General features: G+C 66.9%; 20 protein-coding genes. 12 read left to right on the top strand and 8 right to left on the bottom strand.

What is annotated here, in order from left to right; translation table 11 throughout:
- Window positions 1-3 precede the first annotated feature (3 nt).
- Both EH231_RS30915 and EH231_RS30910 read left to right on the top strand, forming a co-directional pair.
- Window positions 4-780: an SDR family NAD(P)-dependent oxidoreductase gene (locus EH231_RS30915; protein WP_036390576.1), complete on the top strand. Its 777-nt coding sequence runs from the start codon at window positions 4-6 to the stop codon at window positions 778-780.
- Between the two features lie 66 nt (window positions 781-846).
- On the top strand, window positions 847-1281 hold the full coding sequence (locus EH231_RS30910) for a YkvA family protein (RefSeq protein WP_164481092.1): 435 nt from the start codon (window positions 847-849) through the stop codon (window positions 1279-1281).
- Between the two features lie 63 nt (window positions 1282-1344).
- Here EH231_RS30910 and EH231_RS30905 read toward each other — a convergent pair whose 3' ends face one another.
- Window positions 1345-2469 carry an NDMA-dependent alcohol dehydrogenase gene (locus EH231_RS30905; RefSeq protein ID WP_090429076.1) on the bottom strand — a complete coding sequence of 375 codons (1125 nt, stop codon included), beginning with the start codon at window positions 2467-2469 and terminating at the stop codon, window positions 1345-1347.
- 142 nt (window positions 2470-2611) lie between these two features.
- On the opposite strand from EH231_RS30905, the gene EH231_RS30900 reads away from it, so the two are divergent.
- Window positions 2612-3103: a VOC family protein gene (locus tag EH231_RS30900; RefSeq protein ID WP_090429071.1), complete on the top strand. Its 492-nt coding sequence runs from the start codon at window positions 2612-2614 to the stop codon at window positions 3101-3103.
- Here the strand turns inward: EH231_RS30900 and EH231_RS30895 are convergent.
- The gene (locus EH231_RS30895) at window positions 3095-4120 is read right to left on the bottom strand and encodes a sigma-70 family RNA polymerase sigma factor (protein WP_090429068.1); all 1026 of its coding nucleotides are present in this window, start codon (window positions 4118-4120) and stop codon (window positions 3095-3097) included. The genes EH231_RS30900 and EH231_RS30895 overlap by 9 nt on opposite strands.
- A gap of 24 nt (window positions 4121-4144) precedes the next feature.
- On the opposite strand from EH231_RS30895, the gene EH231_RS30890 reads away from it, so the two are divergent.
- The 7 genes from EH231_RS30890 (at window position 4145) to EH231_RS30860 (ending at window position 12357) form a co-directional block, all read left to right on the top strand.
- Window positions 4145-4984, top strand: coding sequence for an alpha/beta hydrolase (locus EH231_RS30890; protein WP_124713968.1), 840 nt, complete (start codon window positions 4145-4147; stop codon window positions 4982-4984).
- On the top strand, window positions 4981-5964 hold the full coding sequence (locus EH231_RS30885; RefSeq protein WP_090429064.1) for an alpha/beta fold hydrolase: 984 nt from the start codon (window positions 4981-4983) through the stop codon (window positions 5962-5964). Before EH231_RS30890 ends, EH231_RS30885 begins: the two co-directional genes overlap by 4 nt.
- A 63-nt stretch (window positions 5965-6027) precedes the next feature.
- A complete protein-coding gene (locus EH231_RS30880) occupies window positions 6028-6771 on the top strand; it encodes a DUF2786 domain-containing protein (protein WP_090429061.1) in 744 nt (247 codons plus the stop codon).
- Window positions 6768-7238 (top strand): TIGR04338 family metallohydrolase, encoded by a 471-nt coding sequence (locus tag EH231_RS30875; protein WP_090429058.1) that lies wholly within the window; start codon window positions 6768-6770, stop codon window positions 7236-7238. The genes EH231_RS30880 and EH231_RS30875 overlap by 4 nt, the downstream gene beginning before the upstream one ends.
- Window positions 7239-7368: 130 nt before the next feature.
- Window positions 7369-10446, top strand: a complete 3078-nt coding sequence (locus EH231_RS30870) for an ATP-binding protein (RefSeq protein ID WP_241177842.1) — start codon at window positions 7369-7371, stop codon at window positions 10444-10446.
- A 2-nt stretch (window positions 10447-10448) separates the two neighbouring features.
- Window positions 10449-11684 (top strand): glycosyltransferase, encoded by a 1236-nt coding sequence (locus EH231_RS30865; protein ID WP_090429053.1) that lies wholly within the window; start codon window positions 10449-10451, stop codon window positions 11682-11684.
- Between the two features lie 16 nt (window positions 11685-11700).
- Window positions 11701-12357, top strand: coding sequence for an O-methyltransferase (locus EH231_RS30860; RefSeq protein WP_124713966.1), 657 nt, complete (start codon window positions 11701-11703; stop codon window positions 12355-12357).
- Window positions 12358-12452: 95 nt separating this feature from the next.
- Here EH231_RS30860 and EH231_RS30855 read toward each other — a convergent pair whose 3' ends face one another.
- The 3 genes from EH231_RS30855 to EH231_RS34540 are packed head-to-tail and all read right to left on the bottom strand — an operon-like array spanning window position 12453 to window position 16352.
- Complete coding sequence (locus EH231_RS30855) at window positions 12453-15353, bottom strand: MMPL/RND family transporter (protein ID WP_090429051.1); 2901 nt, start codon at window positions 15351-15353, stop codon at window positions 12453-12455.
- Window positions 15350-15730 carry an MmpS family transport accessory protein gene (locus EH231_RS30850; protein WP_241178212.1) on the bottom strand — a complete coding sequence of 127 codons (381 nt, stop codon included), beginning with the start codon at window positions 15728-15730 and terminating at the stop codon, window positions 15350-15352. The genes EH231_RS30855 and EH231_RS30850 overlap by 4 nt, the downstream gene beginning before the upstream one ends.
- On the bottom strand, window positions 15642-16352 hold the full coding sequence (locus EH231_RS34540; RefSeq protein WP_124713964.1) for an SAM-dependent methyltransferase: 711 nt from the start codon (window positions 16350-16352) through the stop codon (window positions 15642-15644). Before EH231_RS34540 ends, EH231_RS30850 begins: the two co-directional genes overlap by 89 nt.
- 139 nt (window positions 16353-16491) lie before the next feature.
- Here EH231_RS34540 and EH231_RS30840 point away from each other — a divergent pair, with 139 nt between their 5' ends.
- Window positions 16492-17073, top strand: a complete 582-nt coding sequence (locus EH231_RS30840) for a TetR/AcrR family transcriptional regulator (RefSeq protein ID WP_090433442.1) — start codon at window positions 16492-16494, stop codon at window positions 17071-17073.
- A gap of 8 nt (window positions 17074-17081) precedes the next feature.
- Here EH231_RS30840 and EH231_RS30835 read toward each other — a convergent pair whose 3' ends face one another.
- Both EH231_RS30835 and EH231_RS34150 read right to left on the bottom strand, forming a co-directional pair.
- Window positions 17082-18773, bottom strand: a complete 1692-nt coding sequence (locus EH231_RS30835; RefSeq protein ID WP_090433444.1) for an aldehyde dehydrogenase family protein — start codon at window positions 18771-18773, stop codon at window positions 17082-17084.
- 1 nt (window position 18774) lies between these two features.
- Window positions 18775-19059, bottom strand: coding sequence for a hypothetical protein (locus tag EH231_RS34150; RefSeq protein ID WP_206429621.1), 285 nt, complete (start codon window positions 19057-19059; stop codon window positions 18775-18777).
- Between the two features lie 91 nt (window positions 19060-19150).
- Between EH231_RS34150 and EH231_RS30825 the strand changes: the two genes are divergently transcribed.
- Window positions 19151-19861, top strand: a complete 711-nt coding sequence (locus EH231_RS30825; RefSeq protein ID WP_090433448.1) for a TetR/AcrR family transcriptional regulator — start codon at window positions 19151-19153, stop codon at window positions 19859-19861.
- Between the two features lie 555 nt (window positions 19862-20416).
- On the opposite strand, the gene EH231_RS30820 is transcribed toward EH231_RS30825, so the two are convergent.
- On the bottom strand, window positions 20417-21397 hold the full coding sequence (locus tag EH231_RS30820) for an NAD(P)H-dependent flavin oxidoreductase (protein WP_124713963.1): 981 nt from the start codon (window positions 21395-21397) through the stop codon (window positions 20417-20419).

Raw genomic sequence — 21397 nt, 5'->3', positions numbered from 1 at the left:
GGCGTGGAACTCAACGGAGCAAGCGCCATCGTCACCGGTGGCGCATCAGGTATCGGCGCGGCGACTGCCCGCCAGTTGGCTGCCAAGGGAGCCCGCGTCGTCGTGGCTGACCTGCAGGCGGATAAGGGCGAGGCCCTCGCCAAGGAGATCGGCGGCGCCTTCGTCAGCGTCGACGTCACCAGCACCGAGCAGATCGAGGCCGCGGTCAACAAGGCCGTCGAACTCGGCCCGCTGCGCGCCCTGGTGAACTCGGCCGGCATCGGCTGGGCCCAGCGCACCATCGGCAAGGACGGCGAGTTCGCCTCCGCGCACAACCTGGACGCCTACAAGAAGGTCCTGGCGATCAACCTGGTCGGCACCTTCGACTGCATCCGGCTGGCCGCCACCGCGATGAGCCGCAACGAGCTCACCGACACCGGCGAGCGTGGTGCGATCGTCAACATGACCAGCGTCGCGGCCTTCGACGGCCAGATCGGCCAGGCGGCCTACTCGTCGTCCAAGGGCGGTGTGGTCGGCCTGACCCTGCCCGTGGCCCGCGACCTGTCCGCGGTGGGCATCCGCGTCAACACCGTGGCCCCCGGCCTGATCGACACCCCGATCTACGGCGAGGGCGAGGCCTCCGAGGCGTTCAAGGCCAAGCTGGGTGAGTCGGTGCTGTTCCCGCACCGCCTCGGCAAGCCGGACGAGCTGGCCTCCATGGTCGTCGAGCTGCTGACCAACTCGTACATGAACGCCGAGGTGGTCCGCGTCGACGGCGGCATCCGGATGCCACCCAAGTAACTCTCGCGAACAGACCCGAAGGTCCCCCGGAGCGCACGTTCCGGGGGACTTTTGCGTCTGCCCGGCATGGCTGGCGATGATCGTCAGGTGGTCGACACCTGGTGGGGTAACACGCTGCTCGGCCTCGGCGCCGCCCTGCTGCTGAGCTGGCTCGTGCTCGTCGTCGCCCTGCTCGTCGTGCGGCCGCGCGGAAACCTGCTCGGTGAGGCGCTGCGGATACTTCCGGACCTGTTGCGGCTGATCCCACGGCTGGCCGCGGACAGATCGTTGCCCATCGGCGTGCGCGTCCGGCTGGCGCTGCTGGTGGTCTATTTGGCGCTGCCCATCGATCTGATCCCCGATTTCATCCCTGTGCTCGGCTACGCCGACGACGCCATCATCGTCACCGTGGTGCTCCGCAGCGTCGTCCACCACGCCGGCCTGGACACCGTCCGGGCGCACTGGCCGGGCACCGACGACGGGTTCGATGCCCTGGCGCGGCTGACCGGGCTGTCCCGCTGAGTCGCAAAAGCCCCCTTTTCCACACTGAAAAGGGGGCTTCCGCCGCTGCTCGCGCAGAGACTGTTACCAGTCCGACTCGTCGAACTTGATGACGCCGCGAATGTTGTTGCCGTCCAGCATGTCCTGGTAGCCCTGGTTGATGTCCTCGAGCTTGTAGGTCCGCGTGATCATGTCGTCGATGTTCAGCAGGCCCGACTTGTACAGCGCCGTCAGCCGGGGCGTCTCGACGTGCGAGTTGCCGCCACCGAAGATGTTGCCCTTCAACGTCTTCTGCAACATGGTGAACAGGAACAGGTTGAGCTTGACGTCGGCGTCCATCATCGAGCCCATGCCCGTCACCACGCAGGTGCCGGTCTTGGCGGTGAGGATCATCGCCTCTTCGATGTACTCGCCCTTCATCTCGCCCACGGCGATGATGACCTTGTCCGCCATCAGACCCCAGGTGGTGTCGATGACCGGCGCGATGGCTTCGGCCATCGATGCGTAGACGTGCGTGGCGCCGAACTTGATGGCCTGCTCGCGCTTCCACTCGTTCGGGTCGATCGCGATGACGTGCTTGGCGCCCGAGATGACCGCGCCCTGCAGGGCGCTCATGCCGATACCGCCGACGCCGACGACGATGACGGTCTCGCCGGGCTTGACGTCGGCGACGTTGGTGGCCGAGCCGAAGCCGGTCGGCACCGCGCAGCCCATGATGGCCGCGGTCTCGAACGGGATGTCCTTGTCGATCTTGACGACGGAATCCTTGTGAACGGTCATGTACGGCGCGAAGGTGCCGAGCAGGTTCATCGGCGACACCTCTCGACCGCCGGCGGTGATGCGGTTGGTGCCGTCGGCGATGGCCTTACCGCCCAGCAGGACCGCGCCGCGGTCACACAGCGAGCGGAAGCCCTTCAGACACGGCGGGCATTCACCACAGGCCGGGATGAAGGCGAGGATGACGTGGTCGCCCTCCTCGATGCCGGTGACGTTCTTGCCGACCTTGGTGACGACGCCGGCGCCCTCATGGCCGCCGAGCGCGGGCAGCGCCATCGGGGTGGCACCGGTGGTCAGGTGGTAGTCCGAGTGGCACATGCCCGCGGCGTGCATCTGGATCTGTACTTCGTCGGCGACGGGGTCGCCGAGGTCGATCTCGTCGACCTGGAATGGCGAGTTGAGTTCCCACAGCAGGGCGCCTTTGGTCTTCATGAGAGGCGATAATAGAACAGGTTGCAATACCGTTCGGTAACTGGCCGTTGAACTGCGGCGATACTGGCTTGATTTCGTTGTCAGGTGATGTGTTGTGAACACGCGGCGATGAGAAATGTGCCTGCCATCGGTCTGCCCCAACATGACCGAGATCAACGCAAGCATCGTCCCGAATCTGTGGTTCGACCGGGAGGCCGAGCAGGCCGCCCACCACTACATCGCCGCTTTCGGCGGCAACGGCCGCGTCATCAACACCATCGCCTCGCATCCCGATTCGCCGTCCCCGCAGGACGTGCCGGTGGTGGTCGAGTTCGAGCTGGCCGGGCAGCGCTTCGTCGGCATCAACGGCGGTCCGCAGTTCACCTTCACCGAGGCCGTCTCGCTGGAAGTGCGCGTCACCGGCCAGGAGCAGCTCGACCAGATCTGGGCCGCGCTGGTCGAGGGTGGCGAGGAGTTGCCCTGCGGCTGGCTCAAGGACAAGTACGGGCTGGCCTGGCAGATCACCCCGACCGAGTACTACGACCTGCTGGCCAAGGGGGATTCCGAGGCCGATGCCCGGTTGATGTCCGCGGTGCTGAGCACCGTCGGCAAGTTCGACATCGCCAAGCTCGAAGCGGCGTACAAGTCAGAGTGAGGCGGGCAGCCCGAACTTCTCGAACAGGGCCAGCTCCATGAACGCCACCACATGCGAGATGCCCTCGGGACGTACCTCGAGGACGTGCAGCTGGAACGCCTCGTGCCGGCCCGTCTCGCGGTTGAGCATGTACATCGCGGCCGCGGGCTGGCCGTTGGCGCTCGTCGCGATGAACCGCATGTCCCCGGGTTCCTCGGCCGGGCACTTGTACCGGGACAGATCGCCGATGGCCTCCGGTCCCTGGTACCAGCTGTCGAACGGCGGCATCTCCCAGACAGCCTCGGCCGTGAACAACTCGACCAGCTTGTCGATGTCGTAGGCCTCGAAGGCGGCCATGTAGTCGCGCAGCAGGTTCTGGGCGTGCGGGGAGTCAGGCGGGTCGATCGCATCGTCCTGGCTGGGGCCCACCGCGTCGAGTTGAGCCCTGGCCCGCTGCAACAGGCTGTTGACGGCTGCCGTGGAAGTACCGATCGCCCCGGCGACCTCGGCGGCCTTCCACTGCAGCACCTCGCGCATCACCAGCACCGCGCGTTGCCGCGGCGACAGATGCTGCAGGGCTGCGACGAACGCGAGCCGCACCGAATCGCGGGTCCCGACGATGGTGCTGGGATCCGCCGGGTCGTCGGTGGAATCCGGCAGGGGCTGCAGCCATGGGATCTCGTGGTGCTCGGAGATCTCGTCGGTGGGCGACGAACTCGGGTTGCCCAACCCCGACGGCAGCGGACGGCGTTGCCTGCCCTCCAGCGCCGTCAGGCAGGTGTTGGTGGCGATGCGGTACAACCAGGTACGCACCGAGGATTTGCCCTCGAAACCCCCGTAGGCCTTCCAGGCGCGCAGGTAGGTTTCCTGCACCAGATCCTCGGCATCGTGCAGCGAGCCCGTCATCCGGTAGCAGTGCGCCAGCAGCTCACGTCGGTAGCGCTGGGCGTCGGCCAGGAACGCATCGGCCGGGCTGTCATCGTCAAGGCGGTGAGCGAGGACCGTCACATTCGCGAGCTTACGCAGCACCCCCGACAACTTCGATCGAATACGCTCGCCAGGGTGACCAGCACCCGCAGTGAACAGACCTTCGACGGCGTCGGCGGGGTCCGCATCGTCTACGACGTATGGACGCCCGACGTCGCGCCGCGAGGCGTCATCGTCCTCTCCCACGGCCTGGGCGAACACGCCGGGCGGTACCACCACGTCGCGCAGCGGTTCGGGCAGGCGGGCCTGGTGGTCTACGCCCTGGACCACCGCGGTCACGGCCGCTCCGGCGGCAAGCGGGTGTACCTGCGCGACATGTCCGAGTACGTCGGCGACTTCCACACGCTGGTCGGCATCGCGACCGCCGAGTACCCGCAGCTCCCGCGCATCGTGCTGGGGCACAGCATGGGCGGCGGCATCGTGTTCAGCTACGGCGTCGAATACCCCGACGAATACACCGCGATGGTGCTGTCCGGGCCCGCCGTGGCCGCGCAGGCATCGGTGTCGTCGGCGCTGGCGGTCGTGGCCAAGGTGCTCGGCAAGATCGCCCCCGGGCTGCCCGTGGAGAATCTCGACGCCGACGCGGTGTCCCGCGACCCCGAGGTGGTGGCGGCCTACAAGGCCGACCCGTTGGTGTGGCACGGCAAGGTCCCCGCGGGAATCGCCCGGGCGCTGATCATCGTGGGCGAGACCATGCCGCAGCGGGCCTCGGCCCTCACCGCGCCGCTGCTGGTGGTGCACGGCGAGAAGGACCGCCTGGTGCCCGTCGAGGGCAGCCACCGCCTCGTCGAATGTGTGGCCTCCCAGGACGTCCACCTCAAGGTGTACCCGGGTCTGTTCCACGAGGTGTTCAACGAGCCCGAGAAGGAGCTTGTCCTCGACGACGTGACGACCTGGATCGAGACCCACCTGTGAGAAAGCTTGCGGTGGCACTACTTTCGGTGCTGCTGGTGGCCGGCTGCGGTTCGGGGACCTCGACGGAGGCTCGGCAACCGGCATGGACCGATACCGACGTCACGTTCGACGCCGACGGTCTCACCATCCACGGCACCTATCGGCACCGGGACACGGCGGGCCCCGCCGCGCTGCTGATCTCCGAGAGCGGACCCACCGACCGCAACGGCGACAACAAGGTCGTCGGCCCGATAGGCAACATGCGTCAGCTCGCGGAAACGTTGTCGGACAAGGGCGTCGCGAGCCTGCGCTACGACAAGGTCGGCACCGGCGCCACCAAGCTCGGCCCGTACGAGAAGAAACCCACCGAGGTGGTCAGCGGTGTCTACACCAGCGGGGCGGCCGCCGCGCTGCGCTTCTTGGCCGGCCGGCCCGACACCGACGCGGCCGAGCTGTCGATCTACGCGGTGGGCGAAGGCGCCATCCACGCCATGACCCTGGCCGGTGCAGGCGATCCGAAGGTTCACTCGCTGGCGCTGTTTCAGCCGCTGTCCGGCCGCTACCTCGACATCATCACCAACCGGGTGCGTTCCGGCGCCACGCCCGAGGTGCTGACCGCCTGGCTGGGCGCCGTCGACGAGATCCGCACCAAGGGCACCGTGCCCGCCAACCTCCCCGAGGGCCTGAGCGCGATCGTCAACAAGGACAACCTCAACGCCATCGTCGAGGCCGACAAGATCGACCCGCTGCAGCTGGCCGCCGCGCTGCCCGACGGTATGCCGGTGCTGCTCACCTGCTCGGACTCGGATTCCCAGGCCAGCTGTGAGATCGAGCGTCCGCTGATCGACGCGCTCAAGCACACCGCACTCACGCTCGTCGAGCTCAAGGGCGTCAACCACGTCCTGCGCGACGATCCCACCGACAGCATCGCCAATTACGGCAAGCCCGGACCGTTGTCACCGCAGGTGGTGGACGCGGTGGGAGGCTTCGTCGGGAAGTGATGTCAGAGGAGGTTTCTAGGATCGCGGGCATGACGGCAAGCGAGAAGCGAAGCGGATCGCGGTATGTCTGACGACAAGATGCTGGCGCGGATCGCCGCACTGCTGCGTCAGGCCGAGGGCACCGACAATCTGCACGAGGCCGAGGCGTTCATGGCCGCCGCCCAGCGGCTGGCCACCGCCACCGCCATCGACCTGGCACTGGCCCGCGCGCATTCGGCCGAGCGGACCAAGGCGCAGATGCCGGTGCAGCGCACCATCACCATCGGCGAGGCCGGCACCAAGGGGCTGCGCACCTATGTGCAGCTGTTCGTGGTGATCGGCATGGCCAACGATGTGAAATGCGATGTCGCGTCCAACTCGACGTTCGTCTACGCGTACGGCTTCGCCGAGGACATCGACGCCACCCACGCGCTCTACACCAGCCTGGTGCTACAGATGGTGAAGGCGTCGGAGAGCTACATCGCCTCGGGCGCGCACCGCCCGACCCCGACCATCACCGCCCGGCTCAACTTCCAGCTGGCCTTCGGAGCCCGGATCGGGCAGCGGCTGTCGGAAGCCAAAGAAGAGGCCCAACGCGAGGCCGATGTGGCCGACCGGCCGGGCACCGCTATCGCCTTGCGGGACAAGGATATCGAGCTGCGCAGCTTCTACCGGGAGACGTCGCAGGCCCGCGGCACCTGGCGGGCTGCCAGCGCGTCGGCCGGATACTCGTCGGCCGCCCGGCGGGCCGGGGACCGCGCCGGTCGCCATGCCCGGCTCGGGGCCAACCAGGAGATCTCCGGCGCACGCGGCGCCCTGGAGCAGTGAGCGCGCGCGACGGCCAGCGGGCCCGCGTCTATGCCGCGGAGCAGTTCGTGCGGACCATGTTCGACCGTGCGGCACAACACAGTTCGCGGGCCATCGACTTCTTCGGCACCTCCCTCACCTTGCCCCCCGAGGCGAAATTCGGGTCGGTGGACTCGGTGCAGCGCTACGTCGACGACGTCGTCGCCCGGGTCGGTGCCGATCCGGTCGCCGTGCGGCGCCGCCGGGGCGTGACCGCGGCACACTACGAGCTGATGGACGGCAAGGCCGTCATCGCCGTGCCCGAGCGCGACACCTGGGCCCTGCGAGAGTTGGTGGTACTGCACGAACTTGCCCACCACCTGAGCCATGCGGACCCGCCGCACGGACCGGATTTCGTCGCCGCCCATATCGAGCTGTGCACGGCGATCATGGGGCCGGAGGTCGGCCTGGTCCTGCGCATGGTCTACGCCAAAGAAGGTGTGGTCTGAGCCCGAGTACGCGATCATTGCCATATTGACGGGCTAGAAGGATTGGCGAATGGCCGGCCAGGTCTCTGAGACGGCCGACCGGTGTCAATCGTGTGCCAGCGACCTGCGGCCGCGGGCACGATTCTGCGACATGTGCGGGACGCCGGTCGGCGCGCGCCCGGAGGCCAGCGAATACAAACAGGTCACCGTGCTCTTCGCTGACGTCGTCGGGTCGATGAGACTCGCCGCCGCAGTCGATACCGAGCGACTTCGCGAAATCATGAACGATCTGTTCAATCGGGCCGCGGCCGTGGTGCAGCGCTATGGCGGGACCGTGGACAAATTCACCGGCGACGGTCTGATGGCACTGTTCGGTGCGCCGGCCGCGCTGGAGGATCACGCCCTGCGAGCCTGCATCGCGGCCCTGGAGATCCAGACGGCAACCACTGTGCTGGCCGCCGACGTCGCCCGCCGCGATGGGGCCGCCCTGAATCTGCGGGTGGGGCTGAACTCCGGTGACGTCATCGCCGGGGCGATCGGCTCGGGCGGGTACACCGCCGTCGGACACCCCGTCGGCCTGGCGCAGCGCATGGAATCAGCTGCCCCCGCCGGAGGGGTCATGTGCTCACTGTCCACCGCGCGATTGGTCGAGTCCGCCGCGCGGCTCGGACCCACGGATTACGTCACGGTCAAGGGCTTCGACGAGCCGGTGGCGGCGCGGCAGCTGTATTCGGTGGAAACCGGCAGCGGAGTGCTGGGCCGAGGCGACGGCGTCCTGCTGGGCCGTGCGGCGGAACTGAACCGCCTGCAGGAGGCCTTTGACTCAGGGGACGGCGAGTTTGTCGGCCTGATCGGTGAGCCGGGCCTGGGTAAGAGCCGGCTGGTCGGCGATTTCGCCGCGGCCGCTGAACGGCAGGGCGTCCGGGTCGTGGTGGCCAGGGGCGAGGCGCACGCCTCCGTGCTGGCCTTCCGGATGCTGTCGCTGTTGCTGCACGGCATGTTCGGGGTGGACGGGTTGAGCCCTGCCGCCGCACGCGAGCGCGTCATCGCACAATTCGGCGGACGCTTGCCCGCGGAGTCGCCGGATGCGAGCGTGCTGTTCGAGGCCATGGGTCTCAGCGATGCGCAAGCGCCCGATCTGCATGTCGCCATCGAGGGTCGACGACGCCGGCTGGTTGAACTCATGGCCACCGCGGTTCGAGTCGCCGCAGTCCCGACGGTCTTCGTCCTCGAGGATGTGCACTGGATCGACGCGCCCAGCGACGAGGTCCTCGCCGATTTCGTTGTCGCGATCGGCGATGTGGCGACGGCGACGGTCGTCGCGACCTATCGGCCGGAGTATCACGGAGCGTTGCACCGGGATCCGTCAGCGACCATCAGGCTGCAGCCGCTGACGGCGTCCGTCACAGCCTGCCTGGTCGGCAACCTCCTCGGCGACGATCCGTCACTGGCCGGGCTGGCCGCCCGCATCGCCGGGGTCGCCGTCGGGAACCCGTACTTCGTCGAAGAGATCGTCCGCGATCTCGCTGGGCGGGGCGTGTTGGCCGGGAGCCGCGGGAACTATCGGATGACGAGCAATCTCGACCGCATCTTCGTCCCGGCGACGGTTCAGGCCGCCCTGGCGGCACGTATCGACAGGTTGTCGGCACACGCCAAGCAGGCCCTCAATGCGGCTGCGGTGATCGGCGCGGACTTCGACACCGACACCCTGAGTGTGCTGCGGCCGGACCTCGAGGCGGACGGACTGCCCGAGCTGGTCTCCGCAGAACTGATCGATCAGACGGAATTCTTTCCCCGACAACGGTATTGCTTTCATCATCCGCTGGTTCGCACGGTGGCCTACGAGTCGCAGCTGAACCGTGACCGGGCGCATGCCCACGGCCGTCTCGCCGCTGCCATCGAGCGACGTGATCCCTCAGCCGCCGATGAGAATGCTGCGTTGATCGCCGCCCACCTCGAGGCGGCCGGTGAACTCATCGCCGCCTACCGGTGGCATATGCGTGCGGGGCAGTGGATCCGACTGCGGGACATTCCCGCGGCGCGCGAGCAGTGGGAGCATGCCCAGCGCATCGCCGACGAGCTGCCGCCGGATCAGGCCGGGGTGGCCGACATGCAGGTGGCATCTCGTGCGCTGCTGGTGTCGACCTCGCTGTACGTGGGCAACGACGTCGACACGGCTTCGCGGTATCGCGAATTCCGTGATCTCGCAACGCGAACCGACAACGCGAGGTCGCTCGCCATCGGAACCGCCGGGCAGCTGTGGTCGATCACGGTCAACGAGGAGAACCTCCATGAGGCCGCGGCGCTCGCCTCGGAGCTGCACCGGATGGCCGAGGACGCCCAGTGGGACGCCGAGGCCACTGGCATCGTGGTGAACGCGGTCGCCTTCGCGAAGCTGGCCAACTGTGAACTCGACTCGGGCCTGCGGGCCATCGACCTACTTGACGTGGACCGGACACCGCCCACCGAACTCGCTCCCGCGCAGGCGCTGCGCGGTGTCATGGAGTTGTGCCTTGGCCAGTCGGAACAGGGACGACGCCACCTGCGCGAAGGTATCGAGCTGGCTCAGGCGGATCGGCCGATGACCTTCACCCACACTGTGCTGTACGCGGGAGCTGCGGTGGCGCTCGGTCTGTGCCACGCGGACGAGTTCATCGACGCTCTCGACGAGGCGGCACGCGCCGCTGACGCGCTCGGCGACAGCAGCGGCGTCGTCTGCACCCTGTGGGCTCGCGGCACCGCCGTACTGCGCGCGCGGCCCGAGCCGAGTGCCGAAGCGATTGATGCGCTGCGGCAAGCACTTTCGTATATCGACGAGCACAGCTCGATGACGTTCATCAGGCCCACCATCATCGCCGACCTCGCCGCCGACGTGGCCCGCAAGGGAGACCGGGAACGAGCGCTGACCGATCTGCGTGCGGGTTTCGCGAAGTATGCCGACAACGGCTCAAGGTTCCTCCTGGGATGCCTGGGGGAGACACTCGTCGAGATCCTGGTTGCGTCCGGATCCGAGGGCGAGCGGGCCGAAGCCCGGCGAATTGTCGAGCAATGGCAAGAGCTGCGGCCCGGTATCCCGGCGCTGGACCTGTGGTGGTTGCACTCACGGACCTTGCTGGCCCGAGCGGAAGGCGACGGGCCGGGTTATGCCGAATTGTGCGCGCAGTACCTGGCATTGTGCGAAAAGCTCGACGCCCGAGGCAGAATCGACGCCGCCCAGAGGATGACGTAACGGTGGCGACGATCCTGGCCTACACCTCGCCGGCGCTCGGTCACCTGCTCCCGATGAGTGCGCTGATGGTCGAACTGGCAAGTCGAGGACACACCGTGCACGTGCGCACCCTCTCCGCCGGATTGGATACCGCGCGGCACCTCGGCTTCGTCGCCGAACCGATCGACCCGCGGATCGAGGCGATCCAAATCGACGACTGGCAGGCCACCAATCCGCGGGAAGCGCTGAAGATCGGCGTTGCCGCCTTCGGTCACCGCGCCGAGTACGAGATCACCGATCTCGCCGACGCGGTGCGGCAGGCGGACCCGGACGCACTGCTCATCGACGTGAACTGCTGGGGCGCTCAATCGTTGGCCGATTCGGGGACCGTCCCGTGGGCGAGTTTCGCGCCGTACACCGTGCCGTTGCGGGCCGACGGGGTGCCGCCGTTCGGGTTGGGTTTGCCGCCCCGGACCGGGCCGATGGGCCGGATCCGCGACGCCGCCGTCCGCGCCGCGGTGGTCGGGCCTCTCGAGAAGATCATGCTGCCGCCGATCAACCGAGTTCGCGCGAAGGTGGCTGTCTCGCAGGTGGATTCGATGGACGAGTTCCTGCGCCGGGCCTCACTGATACTGCTGGCGAGCGGCAAGCCGTTCCAATACCCCGCCACCGAATGGGGCGATGCCGTCCAGATGATCGGACCCTGTGTGCTCGATCGGGCCGGCGAGGTCGTGCCTGACTGGCTGGGCGCGATCGATCGGCCGATCATCCTGGTGACGACGTCGTCGGAGAAACAGGCCGATGCCGATCTGGTGACAGTCGCCGTGCAGGCCCTGGCTCACGAGCCGGTACACGTGGTGGCGACGATGCCGGCCGGGCTGCCGCCGGGCATCGAGTCGACGGCCAATGCGACCGTGTGCGAATTCGTTCCGCACGCACTCGTGCTGGACCGCGCGGTATGTGCCGTGACACACGGTGGGATGGGCGCGACCCAGAAGGCATTGGCCCGTGGCATCCCGGTCTGTGTGGTGCCCTACGGGCGGGATCAGCTCGAGGTGGCGCGGCGGGTGGAGGTGGCGCGGTGCGGGACCAGGCTTCCCGCCCGGCGGCTGACTCCGGACAGACTGCGCGACAAGGTGCGCGAGGCGATGCGGATGGCTGACGGGGCGCGTCGGGTGGCTGCCGGATTCGCCGCGACCGGTGGGGTGTCGCATGGCGCCGACGTCGTGGAGCGGCGGCTGCTCGGCCGGACCCGATGACGCTAGCCTGGCGCACATGACCGAACCCCGCGATGTCGACCTCATGTTCAACGAGGTGCTGCGCACCGAGGACGAGGCGCTGGCCGCGGCGCGCCAATCCGCGCACGACGCTGACATGCCCGCCATCGAGGTGTCAGCCCAACACGGCAAGCTGTTGTCGCTGCTGGCCACGATCTCCGGGGCGCGACGGGTGCTCGAGATCGGCACACTCGCCGGATACAGCACCATCAACCTGGCCCGCGGCGTCGGTCCGGAGGGCAGCGTCGTCACGCTCGAATACGAACCCCGCCATGCCGAGGTCGCGCAGGCCAATCTGGCGCGGGCCGGTGTCGCCGACCGTGTCGAGGTGATCGTCGGCGCCGCACTGGACACGTTGCCCCGGTTGGCCGAGCGCGGTGACGTGTTCGACCTCGCCTTCATCGACGCCGACAAGGAGAACAACGTCAGCTACGTCGAGTGGGCGATCAAACTGGGCCGGCCGGGATCGATCATCGTGGTGGACAACATCACCCGATCCGGACGGGTGCTCGAACCGGCGGCCGACGACCAGCAGGCCCGTGCAGTGCGCGACATGCTGGAGATGATGGGTAGCCATCCGCGACTGGATACGGCGGCCATTCAAACCGTGGGAACCAAGGGCTGGGACGGCTTCGCCGTCGCGCTCGTCAGGTAGGCGGGCCGGCCAAGCATCGCGAGCGACCGCAAAGGTACGCAATTCACGGCGTGTCTACGTACAGACACGGTCGCTCGCGGTGCTGAGGTAATCCGCTAGGCGAGAGAGTCCTGCGGCTCGCGCTGGACCGGCTTGGGCCACGGCTCGGGCTTGGGCCGCTGGCGCACCATCTGCGGCCACCAGAACCACTTGCCCATCAGCGCTGCGATGGACGGCGTCATGAAGGACCGGATGACCAGGGTGTCGAACAGCAGACCGAGGCCGATCGTGGTGCCCACCTGGCCGATCACGGCGAGCTCGCTGACCGCCATCGACATCATGGTGAACGCGAACACCAGGCCCGCCGACGTGACCACCGACCCGGTGCCGCCCATCGCGCGGATGATGCCGGTGTTGAGACCCGCGTGTATCTCCTCTTTGAACCGGGAGACCAGCAGCAGGTTGTAGTCCGCGCCCACGGCCAACAGGATGATCACCGACATGGCCAGCACCATCCAGTGCAGTTCCAGTCCGATCAGGTGCTGCCAGATGAGCACCGAGAGACCGAACGATGCGCCCAGCGACAACACCACGGTGCCGACGATGACCGCCGCGGCCACCATGCTGCGCGTGAGGATCAGCATGATGATGAAAATCAGGCACAGTGAGGCGATTCCGGCGATCAGCAGGTCGTAGTTGGCGCCTTCCTGCATGTCCTTGAACATTGCCGCGGTACCGCCGAGATAGATCTTGGAACCCTCCAGCGGGGTGCCCTTGATCGCCTCCTTGGCGGCCAGCTTGATGGGTTCGACGTGAGCGACCCCTTCGGGGCTCATCGGATCGCCTTCGTGGCTGATGATGAACCGCACCGCATGCCCGTCGGGGGACAGGAACATCTTCATGCCGCGCTTGAAGTCCGGGTTCTCGAAGGTTTCCGGCGGCAGGTAGAACGAGTCGTCGTTCTTGGCGGCGTCGAAGGCCTGACCCATGGCGGTGGAATTGTCCTGCATGGCCGCCATCTGATCCTGCAGGCCGCCGTTGGTGGCCTGCATGGTCAGCATCATGGTCTTCATCGTCTTCATGGTCGCGATCATGGGCTGCATGTTCGCGATCATCACCGGGATGAGGGCGTTCATCTTGTCCATGTCAGGGACGATCTGCTCGAAATCGGCTGTCATGGTGTCGACGCCGTCAAGGGTGTCGAACACCGAGCGCATCGCCCAGCACATCGGGATGTCGTAGCAGTGCGGTTCCCAGTACAGGTAGTTGCGGATCGGCCGGAAGAAATCGTCGAAATCCGAGATGTGGTCGCGGAGTTCCTTGATGTCGTCGACCATGCCGTGCATCTTGCCGACCATGCTGTTCATGACCGTCTTCATCTGCTCCATGAGCGCGATCATCTTGGTCATCGTGTCGACCGTGACCTGCATTTCGTCGGCCTGCTTGAGCATGTCGTCCATGCGGTCCTGCATGTACTTCTGATTCATGGTCTGGGTCGTGCCCTGCATGCTGATGTTGAACGGGATCGAGGTGTGCTCGATCGGCGTTCCCTGCGGGCGCGTGATGGCCTGTACGCGGGAGACGCCAGGCACACCGATGATGCGCTTGGCGATCCGCTCGATCACCAGGAAGTCCGCGGAATTGCGCAGATCGTGGTCGCTCTCGATGAGCAGCAGTTCGGGGTTCATCCGGGCCGGGGAGAAGTGGCGGTCAGCCGCGGCATACCCCGTGTTGGCCGGCAGATCCGCAGGCAGGTACTTGCGGTCGTTGTAGTTGGTCTTGTACCCGGGCAGGGTCAACAGGCCGACCAGCGAGATAGCGATGGTGGCGATCAGGATCGGTCCGGGCCAGCGCACCACGGCCGCACCGATTTTGCGCCAGCCGCGGGTGCGCATGGCCCGCTTGGGCTCCAGCGTCTTACCGAACTTGGTGGCCACCGAGATGATCGCCGAGCCCAGGGTGAGCGCGACCAGAACCACCATGACCATGCCGATGGCCAGCGGGATACCGAGGGACTGGAAATAGGGCAGGCGCGTGAAGTGCAGGCAGAACGTGGCGCCGGCGATGGTCAGGCCCGAGCCCAGGATCACGTGGGCGGTGCCGTGGAACATCGTGTAGTAGGCCGACTCTCGGTCTTCACCGACACTTCGGGCCTCTTGATATCGGCCTATCAGGAAGATCGCGTAGTCGGTGGACGCCGCGATGGCCAGCATCACCAGCAGGTTGGTCGCGAACGTCGAGAGCCCGATGATGTTGTAGTAGCCCAGGAAGGCAACCAGTCCGCGGGCGGCCGACAGTGACAGCACCACCATGAACAGCGTGAGGATCACGGTCACAATGGAGCGATAGACCGTCAGCAGCATGACGATGATGACCACGAACGTCAGCGCGGTGATCATTTCAAGGCTGCGGTTACCGGCAATCTCCTGATCGGCCGCCATCGCGGCCGGTCCGGTCACGTAGGCCTTGACACCTTCCGGCGCCTGGACGCTCTGGACGATCTTCTCGGTGGCCTCGACCGATTCGTTGGCGAGCGCCTCGCCCTGGTTACCGGCGGTGTAGACCTGCACATAGGCCGACAGTCCGTCGGAGCTCTGGGCGCCGGACGCCGTGAGTGGGTCGCCCCAGAAGTCCTGGACGTGCTCGATGTGCAACTTGTCGGCCTCGAGCTTTTCGACGATCTGGTCGTAGTACTTGTGTGCTTCGTCGCCCAGCGGCTTGTCGCCCTCGAGCACGACCATCACCGAGCTGTTGGACTTGAACTCCTGGAACACCTCGCCGACGCGCTTCATGGCGATCATCGACGGCGCGTCGTCCGGTGTCATCGACACCGAGCGCATCTTCCCGACCTCTTCGAGCTGGGGAACGATCACGTTCAGCAGGGCGATGACAGCGATCCAGCCGATGATGATCGGCACCGACAGCCGCCGGATCCACTTGGCGATCCCGCCGTGGTTGGTGTGCTTAGGTGCGGAGGCGACCGGGATCGAGTCGGTCGGGGTGTCGTAATTGCTCATGCAGATTTCACCAAGCAGAAGGTCTGGGCGTTCACGCCGTTGGAGGTTCTCTCGTCCTTGAGTTCGTCATCGACGGTGATGCGGCAGCTGATCGAGCTGCCGTCGCCCTGGGCCACGATGTTGGGGAACACCGACGGCGCGGTGGACTCCAGCCGCAGCGTCCACGGCAGGGAGACCCCGTCGATGCGCTGGGGCTGGGCGTCGAGATCGAGGTAGTTCACGTCGGCGGTCGCACCGGGCTGGCCGTAGATCTCGTAGACCACGACCTTGGGATCGAACGGCTTGGTGTCATCGACCTTCGCGCTGGCGATGCCGGTGCCGTCGCCTGAGCCGAAGAACGTGCGGACCCGCATCACCGTGAACCCGCCGACCAACACCACCGCGGCGATGATCAACGGAATCCAGAACCGTCTCAACAGCTTCATATTCGCTGGTCGGCCTTTCGGAGGTCAGGTACGCGGTGACGTACCGGCTAGCGGCGCAGCTCCATTGCCACTTCGTGATCATGTCGGCGTCGGCGGATTCCCGCCAACACCTTTCTACGTCGACATCCCCACCCGAATCGTCCCGGAAGGGACTGACCGACATCTCCGAGATCAGCCGGCTGCCCGGCCCGCTCATGACGGTGATGTCGGCGACGAGCCGACGCTGCTCATCCAATGGGATGAAGGGTAATACGCCCTCCACACTCCACAGGGTGGCCCGGTCGGCGTCGAACCCGGCCTGGGTGAGCGCCGCGGGCCAGTTTCCGCTGATGTCAGCGGGGACGCCTCGTACGGCCGCCGTGGGGGTGGTGTCGGCCAGAGCCTCGGTCTTCACCTCGAGGATCGCCGGGTCGTCCACCACGTACACGGAGGTGCCGACGGGCCATGGCAGTTGATAAGGACGCGGGTCCAGATCTGAGGCCAGGAAAACCACCTGCTCGACGCCGGATTCGGCGGCTGTCATGAGATAGGTGTCGAGGAGATCTGCCAGAGGCGCCATGCATGAGCTCGGCATCAGTACTCCTCCCCGCAGCTTTCCTTGCCGGATGTAAAGTGAAACCTATACAGTCGGCTAACTTCAATCAAGTTAGTTCGTTTAATTGACGGTGTGATCTAGCACCCTTGGGTACGCTCAGCGCGACGAAGGGACAGGTGTGGCGAAGGCTGTGGCGCCGCGTGGTTTTGCGCGCGAGCGGGTGCTGGAAGCGGCGCTGAGCCTGTTCGCGGAGCACGGCGTCAACGGCACGTCGCTGCAGATGATCGCCGACCGCCTCGGCGTCAGCAAGGCTGCCGTCTACTACCAGTTCCATTCGAAGGACGAGATCGTGCTGGCTGTCATCCAGCCGGTTTTCGACGACATGATGCGGCTGGTCCGTATCGCCGAGGCGATGTCCACGCCGGAGGCCCGGCGGGAGGCCGCCGTCAGCGGCATGGTGGAGATGGCCGTGCGGCACCGCCGGGTGACCGCGGTGTTCCACGGGGATCCTGTCATCGACGGACTGGTGCACAGTCGCGACGAACTGCAGGACACGATCGAACGGCTTACCGGGATCCTGCTGGGCCCCGACCCCGATGTCGCCGACCGGATCTGCATGTCGGTGCTCGCTGCCGGTGTCTACGGCAGTGCCACCGACCCCACGCTCAACGACGTCTCCGACGAGGAGCTGCACCGCGTGCTGCTGGACTGCGCGCAGCGGTTGCTGCGCGCGCCGGCCACGCCCGTCGTCTCCCGCTGAGCCCGCAACTAACCCCGCAGCGCCGACGCGAAGATCGCGGGCAGCTTGCCCCAGCCCGGTGCCGCCGCGAAGTCCACCAGCAGCCGGCCCGTCGTCGCCGCGGTGCGGTTGTTGACGAACCACGGGGGCTTCGGCGACAACGACCACTCGCCGCCGAACACCGACCGCGGCGCGGGTCGGAACGGGCCGCGGACCACGGTGCGCTCCGGACGGTCGAGCAGAAAAGCGTTGTGCACCACGCCGGTTCCGCTCTGGATGTCGTTGCGCTTGTGCCCGGGGAATGCTCCCCAGGTGGCGGTCGGGGTCAAATACCCCACGCCGGTCCAGGCGTTGATCGCGATGGTGCCGTAGCGCAGCCGCTCGACGAGGTGGTCGAACTTCTCGCCGAGGCCCGCGATGGTGCTCGGGTGGGCGATGATGTTCACCCCGAGGGTGCCGACGAACTCGTCGTTGGCGATGCGCACAGCCTCTTCGGCGAACTGGTCATCCGGGACGTCGAGATCGATCACGCCGAGCACCGGTCCGAAGTATTCGGTGCGCAACAACGCTTCCCGGTCATCCGGATCCACCACCAGGACCCGGGCACCCCTCGAGCCCAAGTGCTGTGCGTCCGGATACGACGTGTCCGCGCCGGCGACCCTGACGTCGGAGCCGGGGTAGTAGGCGGCCCGCGCCGGAGCGTCGTTGACAGCCTTGCGGATGGCGGCGACGAACTCGTCGCGCTGCGCCCAGCGCTTGGGCAGCACAACCACCTGCGCGGCCACGCAGTTGTAGCCGTTGTTGTGCAGCCGTTGTGTGGCAACGTGATTGGCCTGGAACTCGATGTCGGCCTTGCTCCAGGTGCCGGGCAGCACGATGGTCGGCGACACCCCGCCGAGCTCGGCGGTCATCTCCTTGTCGAGCACCGGCTCGTCGGCGGCCTTGCGCCGGGCGCCCTCTTCACCGGTACCGAACACGATGGCGTCGTAGGTCAGCGCGCTACCGGTCATGTGCACGTGGTCGACGAGCTTGTGGCGCACCAGATATGTGCCGGCCTCGGCTCCGCCGGTCAGGATGCGCACCGCGCCGATGGCGATGAACGGGGCCAGCACCTTGGTCAGCACCGGCAACAGGGGATCGGTGATCGGATTCAGCTTGAGCGCCACGACACGGTTGTTGGCGTACAGCTCGTAGATGGTGTCCAGCGGGGCGATCGAGAAGATGTTGCCCGCACCCAGAACCGCGCCCACGCCGTTGGTGCGGGACGGGTCGCGTTGGGCCAGACCGGCCGACCGAATCGCCTCGGCCTTCTCGATACCGGGTTGCAGCCACACCTCGGCGCTGAACCCGGACAGCAGCAGCTGGTCGAAGGTGTTGAGCGGCAGGGCCTTTACCGTGGTCCGGCCGCCCGGGGCGTAGCCGAACGCGGCGCCGTCGAGCGGGCTGCGGCCGGCTTCCAGCTTGGCCATGCTCTCCGACAGTGCGGCCAGCCCGGCTGCCAGTGAGTACGGACCGGACATCCATTCCTCGCCGACCAGCGGTGAGGAGGGGTCGAGCTGTTTGATCCCGACGGCAGCGTCCACCCACTCGGCGGCGTGGCGCGCGGTCAGTGCGCGCACCTCGTCGAGCAAGCCGCGCCGGGCCGCCAATGACAGGGAAGCCCAGGTCTTTTCACCCTCGACGAGTTCCTCGAGGGCCTCGTCGATCTGCGTTTCAGTCATGTCAGCTCGCGCTCTTGTCGAATTGCACCAGTGCGTCGTGGTGATTGTGGGCATACGGTGTGGGGCCGTCGCCCACCTCTCGTTTGGCCACGATGGCAGCGTACTGCTCGAACGGAGTCGTCCGGTCCCATTTCGCCCTGCCCTCGGCGGGGGTGTAGGTCACGGTGTTCCTGGCCGGGACGTCCAGCAGGGTGGAGCCGAAGAAGCCGTAGTCCTCGGCCGGCGCCAAGGGTTCGGCGACAGCCGGCAGGCCTGTCGCTCTGCGAAGTGCGATTAGCGCGTCCATCTGCGTCGTTCCCTTCGAAATCTAGTGGTACATGACGTACCAGTTGAAGGAATGGTACGTCATGTACCACTAGATTGGCTAGGGTGTATCCGTGGAGAGCGGCACAACCGGGCGATGGGCGGGCCAGCGGGAACGCCGGCGGGTGGAGTTCGTCGACGCCGCACTGGCCGCGATCGCCGAACACGGTCCGCAGACCTCGACCGAGCAGATCGCCGCTCACGTCGGGGTCACCCGCACCAAGCTCTACCGGCACTTCTCCGGCGCCGCCGACCTGCAGCGCGCGATCGCGCAGCGCGCCGCCGAGATGCTCAACACCGAACTCGCGCCGCTGTGGACACCGCACGGTTCGATGGCCCAGATCATCGAGGCCAGCGTCGGCGCCCACGTGGGGTTCCTCGTCGAGCACCGCAACCTGTACCGCTACCTGGCCCGGTGCTCGCTCGGTGAAGACGGCTCGGCGCCCGACGCCATCGCCGACATCAGGCTGACCATCGGTACCCAGCTCGGCACGCTGTTCACCGTGTACCTCAACGCTTTTGGTGTGGACACCGATCCGCAGCCGTTGGCGTTCGCCATCGTCGGGCTGGTCGAATCGACGACCGGCCGGTGGCTGGATCAGCCCGGCTCGACCGGGCAGGACCGGCTGGTGGCCGACCTGGTCCGGTGGATCTGGCTGCTGGTCGACGACACCCTGCGGGCCGGCGGGGTGTACGTGGACAGTGCCGAGCCGCTACCCACCCCCGATGTGATCGCGGCGCAGGCTGAGATCTACCGAGATCCGCAACGGGTGGGCGTCGCCTGAAATTGGCGCCCTAGCGTTCGGTTTCGATGACTTAGGCGTGTCTCCCAATTCTGTTAATCTCCGGGGCCGTTGGTTCATCGCGGTGCGCGAGCTGCTCGCTGCCTGGCGCGTGATCCGCAAACGGGTCCCCGGATGAGGTCAGTCACCACTCATGCTGGGGTCGCCTGCGTGCGGCAGCTGCTCAGTGGGACGTGCCCGCGGCTGCGGAGGCCTTCACCGCCTCGATGTGGTCCGCGCCCGGAGCATGGCGCAGCGTCCTCCCGGCAGTTCTGCTTGAGACGTCGGCCCCGGAGCACGAGCTGAGGCCGTGGAGTGAGGATTCTGCCGATGTGTGTGAGGTGTGCGGCTGGAAGGCACGGCGCACGCAGGTCGTCGAGGAGTGGGCATCGCGGATGGCGGGAACGACGCCGCTGGACGGAGACCTCGTCGGTTGTGGGCTGGTGCTTTCGTGGACGGTGGGGGACCGGCCTGTCGCGACCGACTACGAAACTCTGCCCGAGCGGGGTGGCTGGCAGGCGGCCATGGAACTTCACCGAGCTTTGAGGTGGCAGGCCTCTACGGGGCGAGATCGGCGACAGCCTGTGCGGCCGACGTGACCCGGTCCAATCGCAACGCGGTGTCGCCGGCGTACAGCGCGGCCCGTTCCGCCCAGTGCGCCGGCATGTCTGCGGTAAGTGTGATTGGGGTGAGGAACGGCAGCGCCGGATGTTGCAGGTGCAGCAGTGCACCATCCCCGCGGTCGGGAATCCTGGAAAGTGGCGCGCTGAACTTGTTGATCGCCGCCGGCAGCCGGCGTGCGCTCCCGTCGGGGCGGCACCAGCGCCGGGTCGTGGCGTTCGGGAGAACCCGATGCCGTGCCGGCCAGGCCAGACCGAACACCGTCGTCTCGATCGTGCTGTCCGCGTCGATGATTCGCTGTCGGTACGCCGGATGGGCGCCGGATTCGTGGGTGAGCAGGAACCGCGTGCCCGCCACCGCACCCGCGGCGCCGGCATCGAGAACAGCGCGGGTATCGGCTGCCGTGGCGATGCCACCCGCGGCGAAGACCGGGCGGGAACCCGCCAATGCCAATGCCTTCGGCAAGAAATCGGCCTGCGCCACGGTGCCGACCAGATGTCCTCCGGCCTCACGGCCCTGTGCGATCAATCCGTCGGCTCCGTAGGCCAGCGCCTCGGCGGCCTGGTCTTCGGTGCCGACCATCACCATGACGAATATGCCTTCGCCTGAGAGGCGTTGGATCAACGCCCGATCGATCTCGAATGCCATCACCGCGATGTCGATGTCCGATTCCAGGCAGATCTCGATATGACGACGACCGATGAACGGCATCAACAGATTGACCGCGACCGCACGGCCGGGCGCCCGGTCGCGCACCGTCGCGATCGCTGACTTGAGCTGACCGGGCGGCAGGAGCCCCAATGTGCCCAGTCCGCCTGCCGCTGACACCGCTGCGGCCAGTGGCGCACCCGCGATGCCGCCGCCCATGCCCGCCTGGACCACGGGTACATCGAGTTTCAGCCGATCTGCGATGTCCAT

Source organism: Mycolicibacterium nivoides (assembly GCF_003855255.1).
Classification (GTDB): domain Bacteria; phylum Actinomycetota; class Actinomycetes; order Mycobacteriales; family Mycobacteriaceae; genus Mycobacterium; species Mycobacterium nivoides.
Note: the sequence above shows the minus strand (reverse complement) of the source record. Positions and strands in the feature narration are given on the sequence as shown.